Source organism: Citrobacter sp. Cpo040 (assembly GCF_030332915.1).
In the GTDB taxonomy this organism is placed as follows: Bacteria; Pseudomonadota; Gammaproteobacteria; order Enterobacterales; family Enterobacteriaceae; genus Citrobacter; species Citrobacter portucalensis.
The window spans coordinates 361,686-386,852 of sequence record NZ_JAOWGX010000036.1 but is presented as its reverse complement, the minus strand read 5'-3'; the positions used below and the strand labels follow the sequence as shown (position 1 = coordinate 386,852).

Genomic DNA, 25,167 nt, shown 5'->3' with positions numbered 1-25,167 from the left:
CTGCCATGCAAGAGCAATACCGCCCGGAAGAGATAGAATCCAAAGTACAGCTTCACTGGGATGAGAAGCGCACATTTGAAGTTACCGAAGACGAGAGCAAAGAGAAGTATTACTGCCTGTCTATGCTTCCCTATCCTTCTGGTCGACTACACATGGGCCACGTACGTAACTACACCATCGGTGACGTGATCGCCCGCTACCAGCGCATGCTGGGCAAAAACGTACTGCAGCCAATTGGCTGGGATGCGTTCGGTCTGCCTGCAGAAGGTGCTGCGGTTAAAAACAATACCGCGCCAGCACCGTGGACGTACGACAACATCGCATACATGAAAAACCAGCTCAAAATGCTGGGTTTCGGTTACGACTGGAGCCGTGAGCTGGCGACCTGCACCCCGGAATACTACCGTTGGGAACAGAAATTCTTCACCGAGCTGTACAAAAAAGGCCTGGTGTACAAGAAAACGTCTGCGGTCAACTGGTGCCCGAACGACCAGACCGTACTGGCGAACGAACAGGTTATCGACGGCTGCTGCTGGCGTTGCGATACCAAAGTCGAGCGTAAAGAGATCCCACAGTGGTTCATCAAAATCACCGCTTACGCTGACGAACTGCTGCGTGACCTGGATAACCTGGATCACTGGCCTGACACCGTGAAAACGATGCAGCGCAACTGGATTGGCCGTTCTGAAGGCGTGGAAATCACCTTCGATGTGAACGGTTACGACAACACGCTAACCGTTTACACCACCCGCCCGGACACCTTTATGGGTGCGACCTATCTGGCCGTTGCCGCAGGTCACCCGCTGGCGCAGAAAGCTGCTGCAAATAACCCAGAACTGGCCGCCTTCATTGACGAATGCCGCAACACCAAGGTTGCTGAAGCCGAAATGGCAACCATGGAGAAGAAAGGCGTCGACACGGGCTTTAAAGCTGTTCACCCGCTGACTGGCGAAGAAATCCCCGTTTGGGCAGCAAACTTCGTCCTGATGGAATACGGTACGGGCGCAGTCATGGCCGTTCCGGGCCACGATCAGCGCGATTACGAGTTTGCGACAAAATATGGCCTGACCATCAAGCCAGTAATTCTGACCGCTGAAGGCGCAGAGCCGGATCTGTCCGAACAAGCTCTGACCGAAAAAGGCGTGCTGTTTAACTCCGGCGAGTTTGACGGCCTCGACTTTGAAGCTGCCTTCAGCGCCATTGCTGACAAGCTGGTAGCGAAAGGCGTGGGTGAGCGTAAAGTGAACTACCGTCTGCGTGACTGGGGTGTTTCCCGTCAGCGTTACTGGGGTGCGCCAATTCCGATGGTGACGTTGGAAGACGGTACCGTACTGCCGACGCCAGAAGATCAGTTGCCGGTTATTCTGCCGGAAGACGTGGTTATGGACGGCATCACCAGCCCAATCAAAGCCGATCCGGAGTGGGCAAAAACCACCGTTAACGGCATGCCTGCGCTGCGCGAAACCGACACCTTCGATACCTTTATGGAATCCTCCTGGTACTACGCGCGCTACACCTGCCCGCAGTACAACGAAGGGATGCTGGATCCAGAAGCCGCAAACTACTGGCTGCCAGTTGATATCTACATTGGTGGTATTGAACACGCGATCATGCACCTGCTCTACTTCCGCTTCTTCCACAAGCTGATGCGCGATGCGGGCATGGTCAACTCTGACGAACCGGCCAAACAGCTGCTGTGCCAGGGTATGGTGCTGGCTGATGCGTTCTATTACGTTGGTGCAAACGGCGAGCGTAACTGGGTTTCTCCGGTTGATGCCATCGTTGAGCGCGACGAAAAAGGTCGTATCGTCAAAGCTCAGGACGCAGAAGGCCATGAACTGGTCTATACCGGCATGAGCAAAATGTCCAAGTCGAAAAATAACGGTATCGACCCGCAGGTGATGGTTGAGCGTTACGGCGCTGACACGGTACGTCTGTTCATGATGTTCGCTTCTCCGGCTGATATGACGCTGGAATGGCAGGAATCCGGCGTTGAAGGGGCGAACCGCTTCCTGAAACGTGTATGGAAGCTGGTTTACGAACATACTTCCAAAGGCGATGTAGCTGCCCTGAACGTTGATGCGTTGAGCGAAGATCAAAAAGCGCTGCGTCGCGACGTACATAAAACCATTGCTAAAGTTACCGATGATATCGGTCGTCGTCAGACCTTTAACACCGCAATTGCGGCGATTATGGAGCTGATGAACAAGCTGGCGAAAGCACCGCAGGAAGACGAACAAGACAGAGCCCTGATGCAGGAAGCGTTACTGGCCGTCGTTCGCATGCTGAACCCGTTCACCCCACACGTTTGTTTCACGATGTGGGAAGCACTGAAAGGCGAAGGCGATATCGACAACGCACCGTGGCCGGTGGCGGACGAAGCCGCAATGGTTGAAGACTCGACGCTGGTTGTAGTTCAGGTGAACGGTAAGGTCCGTGGCAAAATTACCGTTCCGGTAAATGCGACAGAAGAACAGGTTCGTGAACGTGCTGGCCAGGAGCATCTGGTGGCAAAATATCTTGATGGCGTTACCGTACGTAAAGTGATTTATGTACCGGGTAAACTCCTCAATCTGGTCGTTGGCTAAGCGCGGGAGGAAGCGTGCGACTTCTGACAACATTGTTGTTATCTCTGGCGGTGCTTGTCACCGCCGGGTGTGGCTGGCATCTGCGTAATACTACGCAGGTCCCACCCTCAATGAAAACCATGATCCTGAACTCTGGTGATCCGAACGGCCCATTAAGCCGCGCGGTTCGTAATCAGCTGCGTCTGAACGGCGTTACGCTGCTTGAAGACGGTACAATGCGTAAAGATGTGACGTCCTTGCGTCTTGGCGCGGTCAGCATTTCGCAGGATACGGCGTCGGTATTCCAGAACGGTCAAACGGCTGAATACCAGATGGTGATGTCCGTGAGTGCATCCGTGCTGATCCCAGGTCATGATATTTATCCAATCAGCGCCAAAGTTTATCGTTCGTTCTTTGACAACCCACAGGCTGCACTGGCGAAGGATAACGAGCAGGACATGATCATCAAAGAGATGTATGACAAAGCGGCTGAACAGTTAATTCGTAAGCTGCCAAGCGTACATCTGGCCGATACTCTGTCATCCAATGCTGATGATGATGCTAAGCCAGCGGCGACAAAAGCCGCAGAGCCTGCGTCATCTCCGGCGCGTGTTTCCACCACGCTGGGTAACTGATGCTCAAGTTGTACCCTGAACAACTCCGCGCACAGCTCAATGAAGGGCTGCGCGCGGCGTATTTGCTCTTAGGTAACGATCCTCTCTTATTGCAGGAAAGCCAGGACGCTATCCGTCAGGCAGCAGCAACGCAAGGATTCGAAGAACACCACGCTTTCACCCTGGACAACAGCACCGACTGGGGAGAGATTTTTTCACTCTGCCAGGCGATGAGCCTGTTTGCTAGCCGTCAAACCCTGCTCCTGCAGTTGCCAGAAAATGGCCCCAATGCCGCCATTAACGAACAGCTCGCTTCACTCGTCACACTGCTACATGACGACCTGCTGCTGATTGTTCGCGGCAACAAACTGACTAAAGCGCAGGAAAACGCCGCATGGTATACCGGACTTGCCAATAATGCGGTGCAGGTAAGCTGCCAGACGCCGGAGCAAGCACAGCTTCCTCGTTGGGTCGCCGCCAGAGCGAAGCTTAACAATCTACAACTGGATGACGCAGCCAATCAGCTGTTGTGCTATTGCTATGAAGGTAATCTGTTAGCACTGGCGCAAGCGCTGGAACGGCTAGCATTGCTTTGGCCTGATGGCAAACTAACGCTGCCTCGCGTGGAGAAAGCCGTTAACGATGCCGCGCACTTTACCCCGTTCCATTGGGTGGATGCGCTGCTGATGGGCAAAAGCAAACGCGCGCTGCACATTCTGCAACAGTTACGTCTGGAAGGCAGTGAGCCGGTTATTTTGCTACGTACGATACAGCGTGAATTACTGCTGTTGGTCAACTTAAAACGGCAGTCAGCCCATACGCCTTTACGCACGTTGTTTGATAAACACCGGGTGTGGCAAAATCGCCGGGGTATGATGGGAGACGCGCTAAACCGGCTGAACCCTGCGCAGTTGCGTCAGGCGGTAACGCTGTTAACGCGTACGGAAATTACGCTTAAACAAGACTATGGTCAGTCAGTGTGGGCGGAACTTGAGGGGCTATCCCTGTTACTCTGCCATAAATCGCTGGCCGATGTTTTTATTGATGGTTGATATGAAATCATTGCAGGCTCTGTTCGGTGGCACCTTTGATCCGGTGCATTATGGTCATCTTAAACCGGTTGAAATTCTGGCGAATCTGATTGGCCTTTCCCGGGTCATTATCATGCCCAATAACGTGCCGCCGCATCGTGCGCAACCCGAAGCGTCCGGCGAACAACGTCAACGCATGGTTGAACTGGCCATTGCCGATAAGCCGCTGTTCTCCCTTGATGAACGTGAACTGAAACGTGATACTGCCTCCTACACTGCGCAAACGCTCAAAGAGTGGCGCGAGGAGCAAGGACCGGACGTACCATTAGCGTTTATTATTGGCCAGGACTCACTGCTTACCTTTCCGTCCTGGCATGACTACCACACGATACTGGGTAACACCCACCTCATTGTCTGCCGACGTCCGGGCTATCCGCTCGAAATGGCGCAGGAAAAGCACCAGCAGTGGCTGGAGGATCATCTGACCCATTCGCCAGATGACCTGCACAACTTGCCTTGCGGGAAAATTTATCTGGCTGAAACGCCGTGGTTTAACATCTCCGCCACGCTCATCCGTGAGCGTCTGGAAAAAGGCGAGCCGTGCGACGACCTGATGCCAGCTGCAGTGCTTGACTATATCAATCAGCAGGGGTTGTACCGCTAAGCACCTTGCGTAAAGCCGCCAACAGGCGGTTATTCTCTTCCTGGCTGCGAACGGCTACCCGATAATAGCGCGCATCCAGCCCCGGATAATTAGCACAACTGCGAATCAAGACATGTTGTTCCAGCATTGCGCGTTGCAGATCAAAATTCGCCCGCTCGCAGCGCAATAAGCGATAATTTGCCCTGCCAGGATACACCGTCAGGCCGGGCAGTTCTTTCAACTGCCGATCAAACCTCGCGCCCTCTTGCTCCAGCCACTTCCACGTTGCCTGCTGATATGCGCTGTCGTGTAAAATAATCTCGCCTGCCAGTGCAGCAAATGCGTTAATTGACCACGGCATTTGTCGACGGCGCATCTGTGCAACAGCCTGTTCATTACTGTTGACCAGATACCCTAACCGCAACCCCGGTATCGCATAGAACTTGGTTAGCGAGCGCAGCACCCAAATATGCGGGTTATCACGAAGCAGCGGAATAAACCCCGGCTCCCCGGCAATAAAATCGATAAACGCTTCATCAAGGATCAGATTGATCCCAAGCAACTCACAACGCGCGGCTATTTCGCGCAGCAGGCGGTTATCGGGCAGCAAGCCAGTGGGATTGTTGGGCGTACAGAGAAACAGGCAGTCCAGCTCTGAGGATAACGCATCGAGGATTGCATCGGTAAGCTGCCAGCCATCGTCTTCGCACAGCGCAAACTCATGGATCGTACAGTCTCCCCATTGCAGCGCCCGACGATATTCAGCAAACCCGGGCGTCACGATCATCGCATGACGTGGTTTAAGACCTTGCACCAAAGTGAAAATCGACTCAGTCTCGCCGTTTCCGGCAAGTATCCATGAGGCAGGAATCTGATGATGCTCCGCCAGCGCCGCGTGCAGTTTAGCGTAATCAACATCCGGGTAACGCTCCGCGCAGTCCAGGTTGTCGAGGATCGCGCGTTTTAAACTTGCCGGCATACCCAGCGGATTAATATTCGCGCTAAAATCCAACAATTGTTCAGGCGAGATGCCCAACAGTTCGGCGGCTTCTCGCGTATTGCCACCATGCGCGCTCTTCAATAAAGACATCGTGCCGCTCCACGCAAAAAAAGGTATTTTAGTGAAAAATCTCTGCGCAATCAGGGCAAACATCATGTTTTGTGCGAATAACCTCAAGAGGAAAAAATGAGACTCTGGTTAGTACGTCATGGAGAAACTGAAGCCAATGTCGCTGGTTTATACAGCGGCCATGCCCCCACACCGCTAACGGAACGGGGTATCGCTCAGGCGCAAACACTGGGTACGCTGTTACACAATGTGCCTGTCGACAACGTTCTGTGCAGCGAGTTGGAACGTGCCCGCCATACAACGCAGTTGATCTTAGGCGATCGTGAGGTCCCTGTGCGCAACATGCCTGAGCTCAATGAGATGTTTTTTGGTGACTGGGAAATGCGCCATCATCGCGATCTGGCGCGAGAAGACGCCGAAAACTACACCGTGTGGTGTAACGACTGGCAGAATGCGACGCCAACCAATGGTGAAGGCTTTCAGGCGTTTTCCCAGCGCGTGGAACGCTTTATTGCTCAGCTCGCTGATTACAAAACGTGCCAAAACCTGCTGGTGGTGAGTCATCAGGGTGTTCTGAGCGTGTTGATCGCCCGTCTGCTGTCCATGCCGGCTGCAGCGATGTGGCATTTTCGCGTCGAACAAGGTTGCTGGAGCGCAATTGATTTTTGCGACAATTTTGCGGTTCTGAAAGTGCTCAACAGTCGGGCTGTATGGCACGACGGGGAGTGAACGCACTGTTTTTTCTGCCGAAGGGCTTCTCTCCCATTGACACCCCATGACAGGCTGTTATTCTCCGCAACCTGACTTTTCCCGCCCTTCAGAGCTTTGCAGAAATTGTTTTACAAAAATGGCGATGCATTCTGCGGCGTGGGGTGGGATGATAGCGCACTTCAAAAGCGCTTTCGGAGACATTTGTCCCGATATCGCCTCTGGTTCAGGTATACTAACAGACGTTTTTAACTCTTTTCACCCAGGGGGAACACTTGCAGGGTAAAGCACTTCAGGATTTTGTAATCGACAAAATTGATGACCTGAAAGGTCAAGACATCATCGCCTTAGACGTTCAGGGCAAATCCAGCATCACTGATTGCATGATTATCTGCACCGGCACGTCCAGCCGCCATGTAATGTCTATCGCAGACCACGTTGTTCAGGAGTCCCGCACTGCTGGTCTGCTGCCGCTCGGCGTAGAAGGCGAGAACGTTGCAGACTGGATCGTCGTTGACCTCGGTGATGTGATTGTCCACGTGATGCAGGAAGAAAGCCGTCGCCTGTATGAACTGGAAAAACTCTGGAGTTAATGCGTGAAGCTGCAACTTGTCGCTGTGGGTACGAAAATGCCTGACTGGGTGCAAACCGGGTTTACGGAGTATCTCCGTCGGTTTCCGAAAGATATGCCCTTTGAGCTGATCGAAATCCCGGCAGGAAAACGCGGCAAGAACGCGGATATTAAACGCATTCTCGACAAAGAGGGTGAGCAGATGCTGGCTGCCGCAGGCAAAAACCGCATCGTCACCCTTGATATCCCTGGTAAACCCTGGGACACGCCGCAGCTGGCGACTGAACTGGAACGCTGGAAACTGGACGGTCGTGACGTCAGTCTGTTGATTGGCGGGCCGGAAGGTCTCTCTCCTGCCTGTAAAGCGGCAGCGGAACAAAGCTGGTCACTCTCTGCGTTAACCCTTCCTCACCCTCTTGTTCGGGTTCTGGTCGCGGAGAGTCTGTACAGGGCGTGGAGCATCACCACCAACCATCCTTATCACCGTGAGTGATCATTGATTCTTGAGTAGATTAAGCAGCGGATGAAACTACAGAATTCTTTTCGCGACTATTCGGCTGAGTCCGCGCTGTTTGTGCGCCGGGCGCTGGTCGCTTTTTTGGGGATTTTGCTGCTCACCGGCGTGCTGATCGCCAACCTTTATAATCTGCAAATCGTTCGCTTTACTGATTATCAGACTCGCTCGAACGAAAACCGCATCAAACTGGTGCCTATCGCCCCCAGTCGCGGCATCATTTATGACCGTAACGGAATTCCGCTCGCCCTTAACCGCACCATTTATCAGATAGAAATGATGCCGGAAAAGGTCGACAACGTTCAGGATACCCTCGACGCGCTGCGTAACGTCGTAGACCTGACGGACGACGACATTGCCGCCTTTAAAAAAGAGCGCGCCCGTTCACACCGCTTCACCTCCATTCCGGTAAAAACTAACCTGAGTGAAGTTCAGGTGGCACGGTTCGCCGTTAATCAATATCGCTTTCCCGGCGTCGAAGTTAAAGGCTATAAACGCCGCTATTACCCCTACGGCTCTGCGCTGACCCACGTCATTGGCTACGTATCGAAGATCAACGATAAAGACGTGGACCGCCTGGACAAAGACGGCAAGCTGGCCAACTACGCGGCGACGCACGACATCGGTAAATTGGGTATTGAACGCTATTATGAAGACGTACTTCACGGCCAGACTGGTTATGAAGAAGTTGAAGTGAACAACCGTGGCCGCGTCATTCGCCAACTGAAAGAAGTGGCGCCGCAGGCCGGGCACGATATCTATCTCACCCTTGACCTGAAACTCCAGCAGTACATCGAAACGCTGCTGGCGGGCAGTCGTGCCGCGGTGGTAGTCACCGACCCGCGTACCGGTGGCGTTCTCGCACTGGTGTCCATGCCGAGCTACGACCCGAACCTGTTTGTCGATGGTATCTCGAGTAAAGATTACTCCGGGTTGCTCAATGACCCGAATACCCCATTGGTTAACCGCGCGACTCAGGGTGTCTACCCCCCTGCTTCGACGGTTAAACCTTACGTCGCGGTTTCTGCATTAAGTGCAGGCGTCATCACCCGCAATACTGGTCTGTTCGATCCGGGTTGGTGGCAATTACCGGGCTCTGAAAAACGTTACCGCGACTGGAAAAAATGGGGGCACGGCCATCTGAACATCACCCGTTCTCTGGAAGAGTCGGCGGATACGTTTTTCTATCAAATCGCCTATGATATGGGGATAGACCGCCTTTCAGAATGGATGAGCAAGTTTGGCTACGGCCAATATACGGGCATCGATCTTGCCGAAGAGCGCGCCGGAAACATGCCAACCCGCGAGTGGAAGCAAAAACGGTTTAAAAAGCCATGGTACCAGGGTGATACCATTCCGGTCGGCATCGGTCAGGGTTACTGGACGGCAACCCCTATCCAGATGAGTAAAGCGCTGATGATCCTTATCAACGACGGTTTGGTAAAAGTCCCGCATCTGCTGATGAGCACAGCAGAAAACGGCAAGCAAGTGCCGTGGATCCAGCCACACGAACCACCCGTTGGTGACATTCATTCCGGTTATTGGGAAATCGCAAAAGACGGCATGTACGGTGTAGCCAACCGTCCTAACGGTACTGCACACAAATATTTCGCTGGCGCACCTTACAAAATTGCGGCGAAATCCGGTACTGCACAGGTCTTTGGCCTGAAAGCCAATGAAACCTATAACGCACATAAGATCGCCGAGCGCTTACGTGACCACAAGCTGATGACGGCCTTCGCACCCTATGATAAGCCCCAGGTTGCTGTCGCCATAATCCTTGAAAACGGTGGCGCGGGCCCGGCTGTGGGTACCATTATGCGCCAGATACTTGACCACATTATGTTGGGCGACAATAACACCAATCTGCCTGCAGAAAACCCCGCGGTTGCAGCAGCGGAGGACCAATAATCGTGACGGATAATCCGAACAAAAAAACATTCTGGGACAAAATCCACATCGATCCCACAATGTTGCTTATTTTGCTGGCGCTGCTGGTTTACAGCTCGCTGGTCATCTGGAGCGCCAGCGGCCAGGATATTGGCATGATGGAGCGCAAGGTCGGTCAGATCGCGATGGGCCTGGTCATCATGGTGGTGATGGCGCAAATCCCGCCCAGGGTTTATGAGGGCTGGGCTCCCTATCTCTACATCTTTTGCATCATTTTGTTGGTGGCAGTAGATGCCTTCGGCGCTATCTCCAAAGGCGCGCAGCGCTGGCTGGATTTGGGGATTGTGCGTTTTCAGCCTTCCGAAATCGCCAAGATTGCCGTGCCGCTGATGGTCGCGCGCTTCATCAACCGTGATGTTTGCCCGCCATCGCTAAAAAATACCGCCATTGCGTTGGTGCTGATATTTATGCCCACCCTGCTGGTGGCCGCCCAGCCAGACCTCGGAACTTCAATTCTGGTCGCCCTTTCCGGTCTGTTTGTTCTGTTCCTTTCTGGTTTGAGCTGGCGTTTAATCGGTGTTGCGGTGGTCCTGGTTGCGGCGTTTATCCCGATACTGTGGTTCTTCCTGATGCATGATTATCAACGTCAGCGCGTCATGATGTTACTCGATCCGGAAACCGATCCGCTGGGTGCGGGTTACCACATCATTCAGTCTAAAATTGCTATTGGCTCCGGCGGTCTACGTGGTAAGGGCTGGCTACACGGTACGCAGTCGCAGCTTGAGTTTTTACCCGAACGCCATACAGATTTTATCTTCGCGGTATTAGCGGAAGAACTGGGTCTGGTAGGGATCTTAATTCTGCTGGCGCTGTACATTTTGCTGATTATGCGCGGATTATGGATCGCTGCCCACGCGCAAACCACCTTTGGTCGCGTCATGGCGGGTGGTTTAATGTTGATATTATTCGTTTATGTCTTCGTAAATATTGGTATGGTGAGCGGTATTCTGCCCGTGGTTGGCGTTCCTCTCCCACTGGTCAGTTACGGAGGCTCGGCACTTATCGTGCTGATGGCTGGGTTCGGGATTGTTATGTCGATCCATACCCATAGAAAAATGTTGTCGAAAAGCGTGTAAGGGGTACGCAATGCGTAAGCAGTGGCTTGGTATCTGCATCGCAGCAGGAATGCTCGCGGCGTGTTCGAGTGATGATGGTCAGCAACAGGGTGCTGTCGCGCCGCAGCCTGCGGTGTGTAATGGTCCGATTGTTGAAATCAGCGGGGCCGATCCGCGCTTTGAACCCCTGAACCCAACGGCGAATCAGGACTATCAGCGTGATGGTAAGAGCTACAAAATCGTCCAGGACCCTTCCCGCTTTAGCCAGGCAGGGCTTGCCGCTATCTATGATGCGGAACCCGGAAGCAACTTAACCGCGTCTGGTGAAGCGTTCGACCCGATGCAGTTAACCGCAGCGCATCCGACGCTGCCAGTCCCAAGCTATGCCAGAATAACTAACCTGGCTAATGGCAGGATGATTGTCGTGCGCATTAACGATCGCGGCCCTTATGGCAACGATCGCGTGATTTCACTTTCACGTGCAGCAGCCGACCGTCTGAATACCTCCAACAATACCAAAGTGCGTATCGACCCGATCATCGTCGCCCAGGATGGTTCCTTGTCCGGGCCGGGAATGGCTTGTACCACGGTAGCGAAACAAACCTATGCCCTGCCCGCGCGTCCTGATTTAAGCGGCGGTGGCAATATGGGCAGCATGCCTGCGCCATCGGATGCGGGTCAGCCGCAAGGCGATATTCGTCCGATCAGCAATTCCACGTTGAAAAGCGATGATACAACCGGTGCGCCAGTGAACAGCAGTGGATTCCTCGGTGCGCCGACCACGCTCGCTGCAGGCGTGCTGGAAGGTAGCGAGCCGACTCCGGCTCCGCAACCGACCACCACCGCACCGGTAACGCCAACCGCACCAGCAGCAACACCAGCCGCCGTCGCAGCACCTGCGCCAGCGGCAGTAGCCAACGGACGCTACGTGGTTCAGGTTGGCGCAGTCAGCGAGCAGTCGCGTGCGCAGCAGTATCAAAAACGTTTAAGCCAGCAATTTGGCGTCCCAGGTCGGGTGGTACAAAACGGCGCAGTCTGGCGTATCCAGATGGGGCCGTTCGCCAGCAAAGCTGAAGCCTCCACATTGCAGCAGCGTCTTCAAGCCGAGGCGCAATTACAGTCCTTCATCACCGGCGTGTAATAACGTAAATCAGGTATCTGAACTGTCAGTTTCTGTAAATGACATTAACAAAGTCACGCGGAAAGTCAGATGCCTGCCCGTTTTGCATTTGCTATAGTAGGGCACTTTTTTTAATTTCATCACGGACGTCGTAGTTCAGACCATGAAGACCACTTTTTCCGCTCGTTTCGTGCAGCGTATGGCGCTCACCGCGGCTCTCTGCGCAGCTTCTCTCTCTGCTGCCCATGCCGATGACCTGAATATTAAAACCATGATCCCAGGTGTTCCGCAGATCGATGCGGAGTCATATATCCTGATTGATTACAATTCAGGCAAAGTTCTGGCAGAACAGAACGCTGACACTCGCCGCGATCCCGCCAGTCTGACCAAAATGATGACCAGCTACGTCATCGGCCAGGCGATGAAAGCCGGGAAATTCAAAGAAACCGATCTGGTCACCGTCGGCAATGACGCCTGGGCTACAGGTAACCCGGTCTTTAAAGGTTCATCATTGATGTTCCTGAAACCTGGCATGCAGGTTCCTGTTTCTCAGCTTATCCGTGGTATCAACCTGCAATCCGGTAATGACGCGTGCGTAGCAATGGCGGACTTCGCAGCCGGCAGCCAGGATGCTTTCGTCGGTCTGATGAACAGCTATGTGAACGCGCTAGGCCTGAAAAACACCCACTTCCAGACCGTTCATGGTCTCGACGCTGACGGTCAATACAGCTCGGCTCGCGACATGGCGATGATTGGTCAGGCGCTGATTCGCGACGTGCCTAACGAATACTCTATCTATAAAGAAAAAGAGTTCACCTTTAACGGCATCCGTCAGTTAAACCGTAACGGCCTGCTGTGGGATAACAGCCTGAATGTCGACGGTATCAAAACCGGTCATACCGACAAGGCTGGCTATAACCTCGTTGCATCCGCAACCGAAGGTCAGATGCGTCTGATCTCCGCCGTCATGGGTGGCCGCACCTATAAAGGTCGTGAAACCGAAAGTAAAAAACTGCTTACCTGGGGCTTCCGTTTCTTTGAAACCGTGAACCCACTGAAAGTCGGTAAAGAGTTTGCTTCAGAGCCCGCCTGGTTTGGTAATACCGATCGTGCATCGTTAGGCGTAGATAAAGATGTCTACCTGACTATTCCGCGCGGCCGCATGAAAGATCTGAAAGCAAGCTATGTGCTGAACACCACAGAACTGCACGCACCGCTGCAGAAAAACCAGGTTGTCGGCACCATCAACTTCCAGTTGGATGGCAAAACCATTGAGCAGCGCCCGCTGGTAGTCCTGCAGGAAATCCCTGAAGGCAACTTCTTTGGGAAAATCATTGATTACATTAAATTAATGTTCCATCACTGGTTTGGCTAAAAATCGAACACTTGAAAGTGTGATTTACGTCCCCATATACTAGGTATCCAGATAACTCCCACGCGCTGTGGGAGTTATTATTTATTGATGTAACGCCGGAGCTGACATGAAAACCAAACTTAACGAACTGCTTGAATTCCCTACTCCATTTACTTACAAAGTAATGGGGCAGGCGTTGCCTGAGCTGGTTGATCAGGTGGTTGAAGTGGTACAGCGCCATGCGCCAGGTGATTACTCTCCGACGGTAAAACCGAGCAGCAAAGGCAACTACCACTCGGTCTCAATCACTATTACTGCTACACACATTGAGCAGGTTGAAACGCTGTACGAAGAATTAGGCAATATCGATATCGTACGCATGGTACTGTAAAAACCTGTTGGTTACCCGCTGCATCCCCGCTCGGGTAACCCCTCCCTCCTGTGATATACTTTTCCCCCTCTTTTATATTCTCTACTCTATGTGAGTATCTACGGAGATGCCGTTTTGTATCAGGATAAAATTCTTGTCCGCCAGCTCGGTCTTCAACCTTACGAGCCAGTTTCTCTGGCCATGCACGAATTCACCGATACCCGCGATGAAAACAGTTATGACGAAATCTGGCTGGTAGAGCATTATCCTGTTTTTACCCAGGGTCAGGCAGGTAAAGCAGAGCACGTACTGATGCCGGGAGATATTCCGGTGATCCAGAGCGATCGTGGCGGTCAGGTGACTTATCACGGGCCGGGCCAGCAGGTCATGTATGTGCTGTTGAACCTGAAGCGTCGTAAACTTGGCGTTCGCGAACTGGTTACGCTGCTGGAGCAAACCGTTGTGAATACCCTTGCGGAAATCGGTATTGACGCCCACCCGCGAGCCGATGCGCCTGGCGTATACGTTGGAGAGAAGAAAATCTGCTCTTTGGGGTTACGTATTCGTAAAGGATGTTCATTTCACGGCTTAGCGCTCAACGTGGATATGGACTTGTCGCCTTTCCTGCGTATCAATCCTTGTGGTTATGCCGGTATGGAAATGGCGAAGGTATCGCAGTGGGATAGCACAGCCACGACCGAGAGCATTCGCCCAAGGCTGCTGGCCAACATTCTGGCGCTGTTGGGTAACCCACCGCACGAGTACATCGCGGACTGAAAATACGCGCATACTTTGCCACGGCATATGTTGTGGCAAATGGCACAAAACAACAACTATTTTACATTTTGCCAGCCTGTCAGGCTGCTTTCTGGCCCGTTTCAATGATATACTGCGTATCACTAATTCAAAAATAGTTGATAAATGCAACATTCCCTTGAATTGAAACGCTTTCCTTCGTAATTCGCAACTGGAACACGCAAGCTATGAGTAAACCCATTGTGATGGAACGCGGTGTTAAATACCGCGATGCCGATAAGATGGCTCTTATCCCGGTAAAAAATGTGGCAACAGAGCGTGAAGCCCTGCTGCGTAAACCGGAATGGATGAAAATAAAACTGCCAGCGGACTCCACTCGCATCCAGGGCATCAAAGCGGCAATGCGCAAAAATGGCCTGCACTCTGTCTGCGAAGAAGCTTCCTGCCCTAACCTGGCTGAATGTTTCAATCACGGAACTGCAACCTTTATGATCCTCGGCGCAATCTGTACCCGCCGTTGCCCATTCTGTGACGTTGCCCATGGCCGTCCGGTTGCTCCTGATGCTAACGAGCCGTTAAAACTTGCTCAGACGATTGCTGACATGGCGCTGCGCTATGTCGTCATTACCTCCGTTGACCGCGACGATCTGCGTGACGGCGGCGCTCAGCACTTTGCTGACTGCATCACCGCTATTCGTGAGAAAAGTCCGTCGATTAAAATCGAAACGCTGGTGCCTGACTTCCGTGGTCGTATGGATCGCGCGCTGGATATTCTTACCGCCACTCCGCCGGATGTGTTTAACCACAACCTTGAAAACGTACCACGTATTTATCGCAATGTACGCCCCGGGGCTGACTACAACTGGTCACTGAAGCTTCTGGAACGTTTCAAGGAAGCGCACCCGGAGATTCCGACTAAATCAGGTCTGATGGTCGGTCTGGGCGAAACCAATGCGGAAATTATTGAGGTCATGCGTGACCTGCGCAGTCATGGTGTAACTATGTTGACGCTGGGGCAGTATTTACAGCCAAGCCGCCATCACCTGCCGGTTCAACGCTATGTGAGCCCGGATGAGTTCGATGAGATGAAAGCCGAAGCTATGGCAATGGGCTTTACCCATGCAGCCTGCGGTCCATTCGTTCGCTCTTCTTACCATGCTGACATGCAGGCCAAAGGGCTGGAAGTGAAGTAATCGTGTAATACTCACTTACATATCAGCAATAAAAAAACCGGCAAATTGCCGGTTTTTTTCATGCAGAGTATGCAGTATGAGCATCATGCTCCTGACATTACTCTTTATGAGAAAGCTTCTCAGCCTGAACGCTACCATCAGCATCTTTCTTAGCATCGGCATTATCGTCGTTCATTGCTTTCTTGAAGCCCTTGATTGCCGTTCCCAGGTCTCCACCCAGTGTACGTAACTTCTTGGTACCAAACAGCAGAACAACCAGTGCGGCAACCACCAGCAGTTTGGTAATACTAATCTCACCCATAGATACCTTCTTGACTTAAACCAGGCTGCATAAAGCGCCATATTAACCTGAGAATATTAACGGCCTTTCGACGCGCGCACACAATAGCAATCTGTAACAAGGTGAATCAAGCCTTGTTTAAAAAAACGTCATAATAATTGCGGTGGCGCAAAGCGTCGGTTACTTAACACCGGGAGTTGTGCCCTAACCTGCCTCACCCGCTCGGCGGAAACCTCGGCCATAATTAGCGCGGGCGTTTCTGCCGCAGCAGCAATGGTCACACCAAAGGGGTCGATGACCCTGCTTTGGCCTATATTCTTGTTACCGCACTCTCCCGCCGCAATCAGGTAACACGTCGCATCTAACGCTCTTGCCGCCAAAAGCGTAGCCCAGTGATGCTCTTTAAGCGATCCCCGAACCCAGGCTGCGGGTAAGACAAGAATTTCCGCTCCCTGCAATGCGTGCACCAGCGCCAGCTCAGGAAAGCGCAGATCATAACAGGTCATTAACCCTACTTTTAACCCGTCTACGTCCAGCAGCGGCGCTATGGCGTCCCCTGCATCAACATTACGTGACTCCTGAATCGAAAAGGCATCATAGAGATGTAATTTAGCGTAATGGGCCACGACCTGACCTGCCCGTAGCGCCACCAGCATGTTAAACGCCCGGCCTGGCACAGAAGGAACATGAATCGTCAGGATTGTCGTCATCTCGTTTTGCGCGCTTTCTCGCAGCAAGCGCGTCAAAAATCCGCCCTCCAGCAGTTGAGCTGATTTCACTGACAGGTCTGGGTCCAGATCGTCACGGGCCAGAAGCGCCTCCGGTAATACCAGCAGCGACGCCCCCTCTCCTGCAGCCTGTGACATCAATAAGACGCAGGTTTCTGCATTTTTTTCCCATGAAGGTCCCACGGCAAATTGCCCTGCTGCAACGAACATATTCCCTCCAGAAAACGTTGTTAGGCTCGCCAACCACGATTATTCAGCGTTACACTCATCCTATATACAATCAAATAGCAGGATTATGCAGTGTTACAACTCCTTTTAGCGGTTTTTATCGGTGGTGGTACAGGTAGTGTAGCAAGATGGATGTTGAGCATGAGGTTTAACCCGCTACATCAGGCCATCCCATTCGGCACGCTGGCTGCAAACTTACTTGGCGCATTTATCATTGGTATGGGTCTGGCATGGTTTAATCGCATGACAAACATTGATCCAATGTGGAAGGTACTGATTACCACTGGCTTTTGCGGGGGACTGACAACGTTTTCCACTTTCTCAGCTGAGGTGGTGTTTTTGCTACAGGAAGGACGCTTTGGTTGGGCTATGGTGAATGTACTGGTTAATCTGTTGGGATCATTTGCGATGACCGCCCTGGCATTCTGGCTGGTTTCGGCCTCTCCCGCGCACTGAAGCGAAAAAAAACCCGCAATTAAGCGGGTTTTGAATGCTTGCTGTCGTATGCTTACAGAGCGATTACGTTTGCAGCAGAAGGGCCTTTGGCACCGTTAGTGATTTCGAACTCTACACGCTGACCTTCAGCCAGAGTTTTAAAACCATTGGTCTGGATTGCAGAGAAGTGTACGAACACGTCTTTGCTGCCATCTTCCGGAGTAATGAAACCGAATCCTTTGGACTCATTAAACCACTTAACGTTACCTTTAATCTTAGACATCAAAATTACCTTTACATGAAAAATAGACACAAATGCTGTGTCGGGTATCAGTACAACAATTGTGGTGGACTTTGTCCAGTCGAACTTTATCAAAAAGTGATAAATGTCGCGTTATTTTTCAGTTAAAGTTAATATCGCACTGTTTTTAAAAGACTTTTTAATAATCCACCTGACAATACAGGTAGTCCATCAAAACTGGAAACGCATCCATGCAAAGTAGACGTTACCGTTGTTGTACGTTCCCGGAATGTAGGTCATCTGGAACGTTGCCGGACCATACCCTATCGATGCCAGCGGTAACAGCACGGGTACCGGAATGTAGTTCCAGTTATCGCGCGCGGTAAAACCAGCGGTAAAACCGAGACCTGTGTGGAAATTTTCATCTGCCAGCGGTCGCCAGGTTTTTTCCCAGCCATAACCACCAATGGGTTCCCATTTATTGTAGGAATCCTTAAAGGCCATTATATAAAGCCCGTGCCAGTTACCTTTATCATCCCAACGGGATTGACCAAAGCCCGCCCCCCATGGGCGTTCATTGTAGCGATCCGTTTTTTCTTTATCATAAGCAAAACGAGCATGCCAGGTAATAGCCGGCACGTACAGATCATAATGTTCTGGCTGCTGCCAGGTTTCACTGACATTGTCTTTAAAAGTAGCGAACCAACCTTTATCTTCAGCAGCGCCCTGGGGAATGAAAGCTAACTGAATAAAAAGAAATGAAAAAATGAGAAAATATCGTTTAGCGACAATCACAACTTAATTACCATCCTGGGATTTATTATTAATTGTAGCAAACCCAACCTTAATGTTAGCTTAACAAAAATGCGCAGCTAAAAAATCAGAATAATCCTCAGCCTATAATTTTTAAGATAATTATCCATGAGTTTATTGAGCCATCTAATAGGAACTATTTTCTCTTTATTGCCAATAAATTGTTCTTTCCTGCGAAAAAAGTTAAATAGCATCACAATAAATTAACAATTGATATTCATCATCGCCACAAAACACACACATCAGCGCTGCGCTTCACAGTTTCTTATTGTGAGATTCTTTTTTTAACCACGATGCTGAAAAAACGGCTTAACCATCGCTTGAATCCGTATTTTTATTGATTTTAATCAGCAAGAGTTATCGGTTTATTAGGCACATTCTGTCACCACTTTTTACTTTTTTTAGTTTTTTTACTTTCTGGGCAGCAATGCGACAGGGGAAACGATGTTGACATTTATTGAACTCCTTATTGGAGTTGTGGTTATTGTGGGTGTAGCGCGCTACATCATTAAAGGTTATTCCGCGACAGGCGTACTGTTTGTTGGCGGTCTGGTTTTGCTGATTATCAGTGCGCTGATGGGGCATAAAGTTTTGCCGTCCAGCGCGGCATCGACGGGCTATACGGCAACAGACATTGTTGAATATATTAAAATTTTGCTGATGAGCCGTGGTGGCGATCTCGGCATGATGATCATGATGCTGTGTGGTTTTGCCGCTTATATGACCCATATTGGCGCGAACGATATGGTCGTTAAGCTGGCCTCCAAGCCTCTGCAATACATCAACTCTCCTTACCTGCTAATGATTGCCGCCTATTTTGTCGCCTGCCTGATGTCACTGGCGGTTTCTTCAGCAACCGGTCTGGGCGTATTGCTGATGGCAACACTGTTCCCGGTCATGGTTAACGTTGGGATCAGCCGTGGCGCCGCAGCGGCCATTTGTGCCTCCCCTGCTGCAATTATTCTTTCACCAACATCCGGTGATGTGGTGCTGGCGGCAAAAGCTGCGGAAATGCCGCTGATCGATTTCGCCTTTAAAACCACGCTGCCAATTTCCATTGCCGCCATCATTGCTATGGCGATTGCCCACTTTTTCTGGCAGCGTTTTCTGGATAAAAAAGAGAACATTTCTCATGAAATGTTAGATGTGGCTGAAATCACCACGACTGCCCCGTCATTTTACGCCATTCTGCCGTTTACCCCGATTGTTGGCGTCCTGATTTTTGATGGTAAATGGGGTCCACAGCTGCATATCATTACGATTCTGGTACTGTGCATGCTCATCGCGGCTATTCTGGAGTTCATACGTGGGTTCAATACCCAAAAGGTTTTCTCTGGTCTGGAAGTCGCTTACCGTGGCATGGCGGATGCCTTTGCTAACGTGGTGATGTTGTTAGTCGCTGCGGGTGTTTTTGCCCAGGGCCTGAGCACAATCGGCTTTATTCAGAGTCTGATTTCTATCGCCACCTCGTTTGGTTCGGCGAGCATTATTCTGATGATGGTGCTGGTGATCCTGACTATGCTGGCGGCAATGACTACGGGTTCCGGTAACGCCCCGTTCTATGCCTTCGTTGAGATGATCCCTAAGCTGGCGCATTCCTCCGGCATTAACCCAGCTTACCTTGTTATCCCGATGCTGCAGGCGTCAAACCTTGGACGCACAATCTCCCCGGTCTCCGGCGTGGTGGTTGCTGTTGCTGGTATGGCGAAGATTTCTCCGTTCGAAGTGGTGAAACGTACTTCGGTTCCGGTTCTGGTTGGGCTGTTGGTTGTGATTATCGCAACTGAAGTGATGGTACCAGGCTCTTCTTCAGCCGTCGTTGGCGGCTGATACTCAGAGAAATGTAGGCCGGATAAGGCATTCACGCCGCATCCGGCATTTCGACTGCAACGTTGCCGGATGTCGATGCTAAAGCATCTTATCCGGCCTACGTCAGAAATCAGCATTTAGCCGCCGTGATAGATACGCTGCGGCCTACCCACCTTACCGTGAATAATCTCCGCAATAATCAAATGTCGGCTGGCACAGTACTCCAGGTAACGTCTGGAAGTCGTTCGGCTGATGGTGAGCGCCTGGGCGATCGTTTCTGCTGTATGGTGTACCGTCGGATCGGCAAATAATTTCAACACTGCATTCAGTGTTAACGCATCAATCCCGGTCGGTAAATCCCCTTTCGGCTCGCCCCGCGCGTAGGCATTAAACATCTCATCAATCTGCTTTTGACTGGCGCTATCATTACCCGCCAACATGCGTCGACGCTGTTGATAACGTGTCAGGGTCTGCCCGAGCCGCTCGTAGGCAATGGGTTTGACCAGGTAATCAAACGCGCCGCTGCGCACAGCTTCGGAGACTGTTTCCATGTCGCTGGCCGCTGTGGTAAACACCACACCGCCCGGATAACGCGCCTGGGTTAGCTCATGCAATAACGTAATTCCCTTGCCGTCCGGCAAGTAGTTATCGAGCAGAATCAAACCGGGCTTAAAACGCTCAATCATCATCCTCGCCTGCGCAAGATTACCCGCCAGCCAAATCTGGCTGAAGCCGGGTATATGGCGGATATATTCAGCATGCATTTCCGCCAGTAGCGTTTCATCCTCAACGATCAATAGCGTTAATGGTTCCGTCATTGTTTTTTTTCACTTTCGGAAGAAATAAAGAAAATAAGGTGCCGCAGGGGGAGTTATCTTCAAGCGTAATCACCCCGTCACAGCGCCTCACATAACTTGCAATAAGATACAAACCGATGCCATGTTCACCTGGTTCATCGGTACGGGTGCTCACACCCTGTTCAAATATTTTTTCACGCAATGCTTCCGGCACACCGCATCCCTGATCGGCAACTTCGATGATCACGTCATCCCCTTCATCGCTCAAATAGAGTTCGACGACCTTGTTGCCTTGCTGGGTGCGCAAGCTCGCTTCAAATGCATTATCAAGCAGATTGCCAACAATTGCTGCAAACTCTGTGCTATCCAGCCCCTCGGGGAGTTGATGCAGTTGGCTGCCCGGAACAATAGTCATGGTGAGACCCAGTTCCCGCGCGCGCTGCACCTTGCCAAACAACAGACCGGCTACCTGACGATCGGCAAACGCGCCGCGCAGGCTGTCAATCAGTTGCTGTTGCGCCTGGGATTCCCCCTGCACCATGGCCAGAACCTTGTCATACTCTTTCATTTGCAGCAGACCATTGATAGTCGACATCCAGTTCAGATGCTCATGACGCAGCGTTCTCAGGCTCTCTACATACTGTTTGATCTGCGTTAACTGCGCATTAAGAGTAGCAATTTCATCTTTACTACGAAAACTGATGATTGCCCCAAGCAGTTCGTCACCGGAGCGAATCGCCTCACGGTTGGCGATAACGCTCAGTCCATTAAAGTTGACCATCGCGTCCTGTCGTTTTTCCGCAATCTGTTGGGTGAAAAAGTCCACTGGCTGAACTACCTCACTCACCGGTTTTCCAAGCCACTTTCTCCCAGGTGAAGACAGCCCCAGCATTTTCCTCGCACTGCGATTTATTGCGGTGATATATCCATCAGGATCCACGGCAATCAACCCTTCATACACCGAGCTGAACAACGCTTCCTGCTGGCGTACCACCCGCGCAATTTGTTTCGGTTCCATACCCAACATCTGCCGACGAATATGGGCAGCGAAAAACCAGGAGAGCAGCATCAGAACCAACAGCAGCAGGATAAATACCCCAGCCATTGGCAGTAAGAAATCCGAGCGCCAGCTATCGATTTTGCTGATCAGATAACCAATTGAGACCACGCCAATGATTTTGCCATCGTCATCAAAGATGGGCGTTTTAGCGCGCATTGCCATCCCAATGGAGCCTTTACCGGTAATAAAGTAGCTCTCCCCTTTTTCCAGCGCACCGGGTTTGGTGAACTGCATCGGATAGCCAATCTTTTCCGGGTTCGGATGATATAGACGAATGGAGTTGGTATCCCCGATAACCACGTAGTCGAAGTCAGTTCCGCTCTGCAGTTTGTCGGCAATCGTCGCCAATCGCTTGTAATCACGATGCTTAACCGCCGTGATGATACTGTCGTTAGAGGCGATGATTTTGGCCTGATTCATTGCCATATCGCGGACATGCGTTGCCAGATAATCTTCAAAGCTGGCGGTGAAGTATTGTGCCAGGGCGGCAATGATAAAAACAGAAACGACCAGAATGAGCAGAAAGATACGTAAAGGAAACGCCAGACTGCGGAAAAAAGGAAACCGTGTTTTATTTTTCTGTTCTGCCATCACATTTTTCCTCACCGACGTTAACTAAAACTAATTTCTCATTGTAGTTGTAATTAAAATGTTCTATTTACACGTTATGCTATAAAACAAGATCGTTGCAGATTCCCCACCTTAAATCAATTAAACAAATTAAAACCACACCTTATTTTAGGGTTAAATTAATTAAAAAACTTAAAACCATAAAACACATTAAAACCTTCTAACTTATTGTGAAATAAATCAAAAATTACCTCCAAAATACCCCTTACGATGTATGCATCAGGGAAAAAAAGAAATACTCCGTAATAAAAAACCATTCCCTTCAATTGCAAACAAAACGTTATCAGGTTGCTAAACAGAGCAACAAAAACAGAAACCCAGTAACAAATATAGCATCGGGGCTCTATTCACTATGTTCGGTAATAATATATTCACGCAAGTTAAACGCTCAGAAAATAAAAAGATGGCGGCTATCGCGCAATTTCTGAAAGAGAATGATTTGAGCGTAGATACGACCGTCGAAGTATTTATCACCGTCACCCGTGACGACCGTCTGATTGCCTGCGGTGGTATCGCTGGGAATATTATTAAGTGTGTCGCAATCTGTGAATCTGTCCGTGGCGAGGGCTTAGCGCTAACGCTGGCGACTGAGTTAATCAACCTTGCCTATGAACGCCATTGTACGCACCTCTTCATCTATACCAAAACCGAGTACGAATCGCTGTTTAAACAGTGCGGTTTTTCTACGCTCACCAGCGTTCCCGGCATTATGGTATTGATGGAAAACAGCACCACACGTCTGAAACGCTACGCCGAGTCACTGGCAAAACAGCGTCATGATGGGAAAAAAATTGGCTGTATCGTCATGAACGCCAACCCCTTCACCAACGGACACCGTTTTCTGATCCAACAGGCGGCCGCGCAATGTGACTGGCTGCATCTGTTTTTGGTGAAAGAAGATACCTCACGTTTTCCGTATGAAGACCGCCTGGATCTGGTGCTTAAAGGAACAAAAGACATTCCGCGTTTAACCGTGCATCGCGGTTCGGAGTACATCATTTCCCGCGCCACATTCCCGTGTTACTTCATCAAAGAGCAGAGCGTTATTAACCACTGCTACACCGAAATAGACCTGAAAATCTTCCGCCAGTATCTGGCTCCGGCTCTCGGCGTCACGCACCGCTTCGTCGGTACTGAGCCGTATTGCACCGTCACCTCCCAGTATAACAACGATATGCGTTACTGGCTGGAGACCCCAATGCTTCCCGCCCCACCGATTGAACTGGTGGAAATTGAGCGGCTGTGCTTCCAGGAGATGCCGATTTCCGCCTCCTGGGTGCGCAAGCTGCTGGTTAAAAAAGATCTCACGGCTATCGCATCCCTGGTCCCTGACGCCACGCTGCAGTATCTGCAAAGCATGGTTGAGCGAGCCTCATCGGGTGCGACAGTCCGCCAAAATACCCCCGCATTAGCAACAGGTGAAAAATGAAAATAAACCAGGCAGCCGTCGCAGGCACACTCGAGTCCGGTGATGTGATGATTCGCATCGCCCCACTCGATTCGCAGGATATTGACCTGCAGGTTAACAGTAGCGTCGAAAAGCAGTTCGGTGATGCCATCCGGGCCACCATTCTGGACGTTCTGTCCCGCTACAACGTACGCGGCGTGCAATTGAATGTTGATGATAAAGGCGCACTGGACTGCATTTTACGTGCGCGACTGGAAGCACTACTGGCCCGCGCTGGCGGTATTCCGGCACTGCCATGGGAGGATTGCCAGTGATTTCCGAATCTTTGCAACAACGTAAAACCCGTACTCGCCGCAGCATGTTGTTCGTACCGGGCGCCAATGCCGCCATGGTCAGCAACTCGTTCATCTACCCGGCAGATGCACTGATGTTCGACCTGGAAGACTCCGTCGCGTTGCGTGAAAAAGATACCGCTCGCCGCATGGTGTACCACGCGCTGCAGCATCCGCTGTATCACGACGTTGAAACCATCGTGCGTGTAAACGCCCTCGACTCCGAATGGGGCATCAACGACCTTGAAGCCGTGGTACGTGGCGGTGCTGACATCGTACGTTTACCAAAGACCGATACCGCGCAGGATGTCATCGACATCGAAAGCGAAATTCTGCGCATCGAAAACGCCTGTGGCCGTGAACCCGGCAGCACCGGTCTGTTAGCCGCCATCGAATCGCCGTTAGGCATTACTCGCGCGGTAGAAATTGCCCATGCTTCCGAACGTCTGATCGGTATTGCCCTGGGTGCGGAAGACTATGTACGTAACCTGCGCACTGAGCGCTCCCCGGAAGGTACTGAACTGCTGTTTGCCCGCTGCTCTATTTTGCAGGCTGCACGTTCTGCCGGTATTCAGGCGTTCGACACCGTGTATTCCGATGCCAACAACGAAGCGGGTTTCCTGCACGAAGCCGCACACATCAAGCAGTTGGGTTTTGACGGCAAATCGCTCATCAACCCGCGCCAGATCGAACTCCTGCATAACCTGTACGCCCCAACGCGCAAAGAGCTGGCTCACGCCCGTCTGGTTGTGGAAGCCGCTGAAGCCGCTGCTCGCGAAGGTCGTGGCGTAGTTTCCCTGAACGGCAAAATGGTCGACAGCCCGGTTATCGAGCGCGCCCTTCTGGTTATCTCCCGTGCAGAACTTTCCGGCATTCGCGAAGAATAAGGCA

At 51.4% G+C, this 25,167-nt stretch carries 26 protein-coding genes; 19 read left to right on the top strand and 7 right to left on the bottom strand.

Going from position 1 to position 25,167, the window contains the following annotated elements; genetic code table 11:
- The first annotated feature begins 5 nt into the window (after nt 1-5).
- Genes leuS through nadD form a run of 4 tightly spaced genes read left to right on the top strand, consistent with a single transcriptional unit; the run spans nt 6 to nt 4,876 of the window.
- Nucleotides 6-2,588 carry a leucine--tRNA ligase gene (gene leuS, locus OGX86_RS16660; protein ID WP_168978509.1) on the top strand — a complete coding sequence of 861 codons (2,583 nt, stop codon included), beginning with the start codon at nt 6-8 and terminating at the stop codon, nt 2,586-2,588.
- Between the two features lie 14 nt (nt 2,589-2,602).
- Nucleotides 2,603-3,202 (top strand): LPS assembly lipoprotein LptE, encoded by a 600-nt coding sequence (gene lptE, locus OGX86_RS16655; protein ID WP_048226108.1) that lies wholly within the window; start codon nt 2,603-2,605, stop codon nt 3,200-3,202.
- Entirely contained in the window at nt 3,202-4,233 is a 1,032-nt protein-coding gene (gene holA, locus OGX86_RS16650) for a DNA polymerase III subunit delta (RefSeq protein WP_032942687.1), read from the top strand. The genes lptE and holA overlap by 1 nt, the downstream gene beginning before the upstream one ends.
- Before the next feature lies 1 nt (nt 4,234).
- Nucleotides 4,235-4,876: a nicotinate-nucleotide adenylyltransferase gene (nadD, locus tag OGX86_RS16645; protein WP_103015104.1), complete on the top strand. Its 642-nt coding sequence runs from the start codon at nt 4,235-4,237 to the stop codon at nt 4,874-4,876.
- Here nadD and cobD read toward each other — a convergent pair.
- The gene (gene cobD, locus OGX86_RS16640; RefSeq protein ID WP_136391627.1) at nt 4,851-5,945 is read right to left on the bottom strand and encodes a threonine-phosphate decarboxylase CobD; all 1,095 of its coding nucleotides are present in this window, start codon (nt 5,943-5,945) and stop codon (nt 4,851-4,853) included. The genes nadD and cobD overlap by 26 nt on opposite strands.
- A gap of 96 nt (nt 5,946-6,041) precedes the next feature.
- Here cobD and OGX86_RS16635 point away from each other — a divergent pair, with 96 nt between their 5' ends.
- From OGX86_RS16635 to lipA, 10 genes are all read left to right on the top strand, one after another.
- Nucleotides 6,042-6,653 (top strand): adenosylcobalamin/alpha-ribazole phosphatase, encoded by a 612-nt coding sequence (locus OGX86_RS16635; protein WP_286640307.1) that lies wholly within the window; start codon nt 6,042-6,044, stop codon nt 6,651-6,653.
- A gap of 254 nt (nt 6,654-6,907) precedes the next feature.
- Nucleotides 6,908-7,225: a ribosome silencing factor gene (gene rsfS, locus OGX86_RS16630; protein WP_003022728.1), complete on the top strand. Its 318-nt coding sequence runs from the start codon at nt 6,908-6,910 to the stop codon at nt 7,223-7,225.
- A gap of 3 nt (nt 7,226-7,228) precedes the next feature.
- Nucleotides 7,229-7,696, top strand: a complete 468-nt coding sequence (rlmH, locus tag OGX86_RS16625) for a 23S rRNA (pseudouridine(1915)-N(3))-methyltransferase RlmH (protein ID WP_003022725.1) — start codon at nt 7,229-7,231, stop codon at nt 7,694-7,696.
- Between the two features lie 30 nt (nt 7,697-7,726).
- A complete protein-coding gene (mrdA, locus tag OGX86_RS16620; RefSeq protein WP_003831292.1) occupies nt 7,727-9,628 on the top strand; it encodes a peptidoglycan DD-transpeptidase MrdA in 1,902 nt (633 codons plus the stop codon).
- A gap of 2 nt (nt 9,629-9,630) precedes the next feature.
- Complete coding sequence (mrdB, locus tag OGX86_RS16615) at nt 9,631-10,743, top strand: peptidoglycan glycosyltransferase MrdB (RefSeq protein ID WP_003022718.1); 1,113 nt, start codon at nt 9,631-9,633, stop codon at nt 10,741-10,743.
- A gap of 10 nt (nt 10,744-10,753) precedes the next feature.
- Nucleotides 10,754-11,863 (top strand): endolytic peptidoglycan transglycosylase RlpA, encoded by a 1,110-nt coding sequence (gene rlpA / locus OGX86_RS16610; protein ID WP_032942683.1) that lies wholly within the window; start codon nt 10,754-10,756, stop codon nt 11,861-11,863.
- 142 nt (nt 11,864-12,005) lie between these two features.
- The gene (gene dacA / locus OGX86_RS16605) at nt 12,006-13,217 is read left to right on the top strand and encodes a D-alanyl-D-alanine carboxypeptidase DacA (RefSeq protein ID WP_003022711.1); all 1,212 of its coding nucleotides are present in this window, start codon (nt 12,006-12,008) and stop codon (nt 13,215-13,217) included.
- Between the two features lie 106 nt (nt 13,218-13,323).
- A complete protein-coding gene (gene ybeD, locus OGX86_RS16600) occupies nt 13,324-13,587 on the top strand; it encodes a DUF493 family protein YbeD (protein ID WP_003022706.1) in 264 nt (87 codons plus the stop codon).
- A 114-nt stretch (nt 13,588-13,701) separates the two neighbouring features.
- On the top strand, nt 13,702-14,343 hold the full coding sequence (gene lipB / locus OGX86_RS16595) for a lipoyl(octanoyl) transferase LipB (RefSeq protein ID WP_003831286.1): 642 nt from the start codon (nt 13,702-13,704) through the stop codon (nt 14,341-14,343).
- Nucleotides 14,344-14,549: 206 nt separating this feature from the next.
- On the top strand, nt 14,550-15,515 hold the full coding sequence (lipA, locus tag OGX86_RS16590; protein WP_003022702.1) for a lipoyl synthase: 966 nt from the start codon (nt 14,550-14,552) through the stop codon (nt 15,513-15,515).
- A 97-nt stretch (nt 15,516-15,612) separates the two neighbouring features.
- Here lipA and tatE read toward each other — a convergent pair whose 3' ends face one another.
- Nucleotides 15,613-15,816, bottom strand: a complete 204-nt coding sequence (tatE, locus tag OGX86_RS16585; protein ID WP_003022699.1) for a twin-arginine translocase subunit TatE — start codon at nt 15,814-15,816, stop codon at nt 15,613-15,615.
- Between the two features lie 128 nt (nt 15,817-15,944).
- A complete protein-coding gene (locus OGX86_RS16580) occupies nt 15,945-16,733 on the bottom strand; it encodes a deaminated glutathione amidase (RefSeq protein ID WP_048214698.1) in 789 nt (262 codons plus the stop codon).
- A gap of 90 nt (nt 16,734-16,823) precedes the next feature.
- Between OGX86_RS16580 and crcB the strand changes: the two genes are divergently transcribed.
- Nucleotides 16,824-17,207 (top strand): fluoride efflux transporter CrcB, encoded by a 384-nt coding sequence (gene crcB, locus OGX86_RS16575; protein ID WP_003831281.1) that lies wholly within the window; start codon nt 16,824-16,826, stop codon nt 17,205-17,207.
- Nucleotides 17,208-17,259: 52 nt separating this feature from the next.
- Here the strand turns inward: crcB and cspE are convergent, their stop codons facing one another.
- Both cspE and pagP read right to left on the bottom strand, forming a co-directional pair.
- Nucleotides 17,260-17,469: a transcription antiterminator/RNA stability regulator CspE gene (cspE, locus tag OGX86_RS16570; protein WP_000034825.1), complete on the bottom strand. Its 210-nt coding sequence runs from the start codon at nt 17,467-17,469 to the stop codon at nt 17,260-17,262.
- 189 nt (nt 17,470-17,658) lie between these two features.
- Entirely contained in the window at nt 17,659-18,222 is a 564-nt protein-coding gene (gene pagP / locus OGX86_RS16565) for a lipid IV(A) palmitoyltransferase PagP (protein WP_003831280.1), read from the bottom strand.
- 462 nt (nt 18,223-18,684) lie between these two features.
- Between pagP and dcuC the strand changes: the two genes are divergently transcribed.
- Nucleotides 18,685-20,070 (top strand): anaerobic C4-dicarboxylate transporter DcuC, encoded by a 1,386-nt coding sequence (gene dcuC, locus OGX86_RS16560; RefSeq protein ID WP_286640306.1) that lies wholly within the window; start codon nt 18,685-18,687, stop codon nt 20,068-20,070.
- Between the two features lie 116 nt (nt 20,071-20,186).
- Here dcuC and dpiA read toward each other — a convergent pair whose 3' ends face one another.
- Nucleotides 20,187-20,867, bottom strand: coding sequence for a two-component response regulator DpiA (dpiA, locus tag OGX86_RS16555; RefSeq protein ID WP_003831279.1), 681 nt, complete (start codon nt 20,865-20,867; stop codon nt 20,187-20,189).
- The gene (gene dpiB, locus OGX86_RS16550; RefSeq protein ID WP_286640305.1) at nt 20,836-22,497 is read right to left on the bottom strand and encodes a sensor histidine kinase DpiB; all 1,662 of its coding nucleotides are present in this window, start codon (nt 22,495-22,497) and stop codon (nt 20,836-20,838) included. Before dpiB ends, dpiA begins: the two co-directional genes overlap by 32 nt.
- 391 nt (nt 22,498-22,888) lie before the next feature.
- Between dpiB and citC the strand changes: the two genes are divergently transcribed.
- The 3 genes from citC to OGX86_RS16535 are packed head-to-tail and all read left to right on the top strand — an operon-like array spanning nt 22,889 to nt 25,163.
- Nucleotides 22,889-23,965: a [citrate (pro-3S)-lyase] ligase gene (gene citC, locus OGX86_RS16545; protein ID WP_048226113.1), complete on the top strand. Its 1,077-nt coding sequence runs from the start codon at nt 22,889-22,891 to the stop codon at nt 23,963-23,965.
- The gene (gene citD, locus OGX86_RS16540) at nt 23,962-24,258 is read left to right on the top strand and encodes a citrate lyase acyl carrier protein (protein WP_003831276.1); all 297 of its coding nucleotides are present in this window, start codon (nt 23,962-23,964) and stop codon (nt 24,256-24,258) included. Before citC ends, citD begins: the two co-directional genes overlap by 4 nt.
- Nucleotides 24,255-25,163 (top strand): aldolase/citrate lyase family protein, encoded by a 909-nt coding sequence (locus tag OGX86_RS16535; RefSeq protein ID WP_003831275.1) that lies wholly within the window; start codon nt 24,255-24,257, stop codon nt 25,161-25,163. Before citD ends, OGX86_RS16535 begins: the two co-directional genes overlap by 4 nt.
- Nucleotides 25,164-25,167 lie beyond the last annotated feature (4 nt).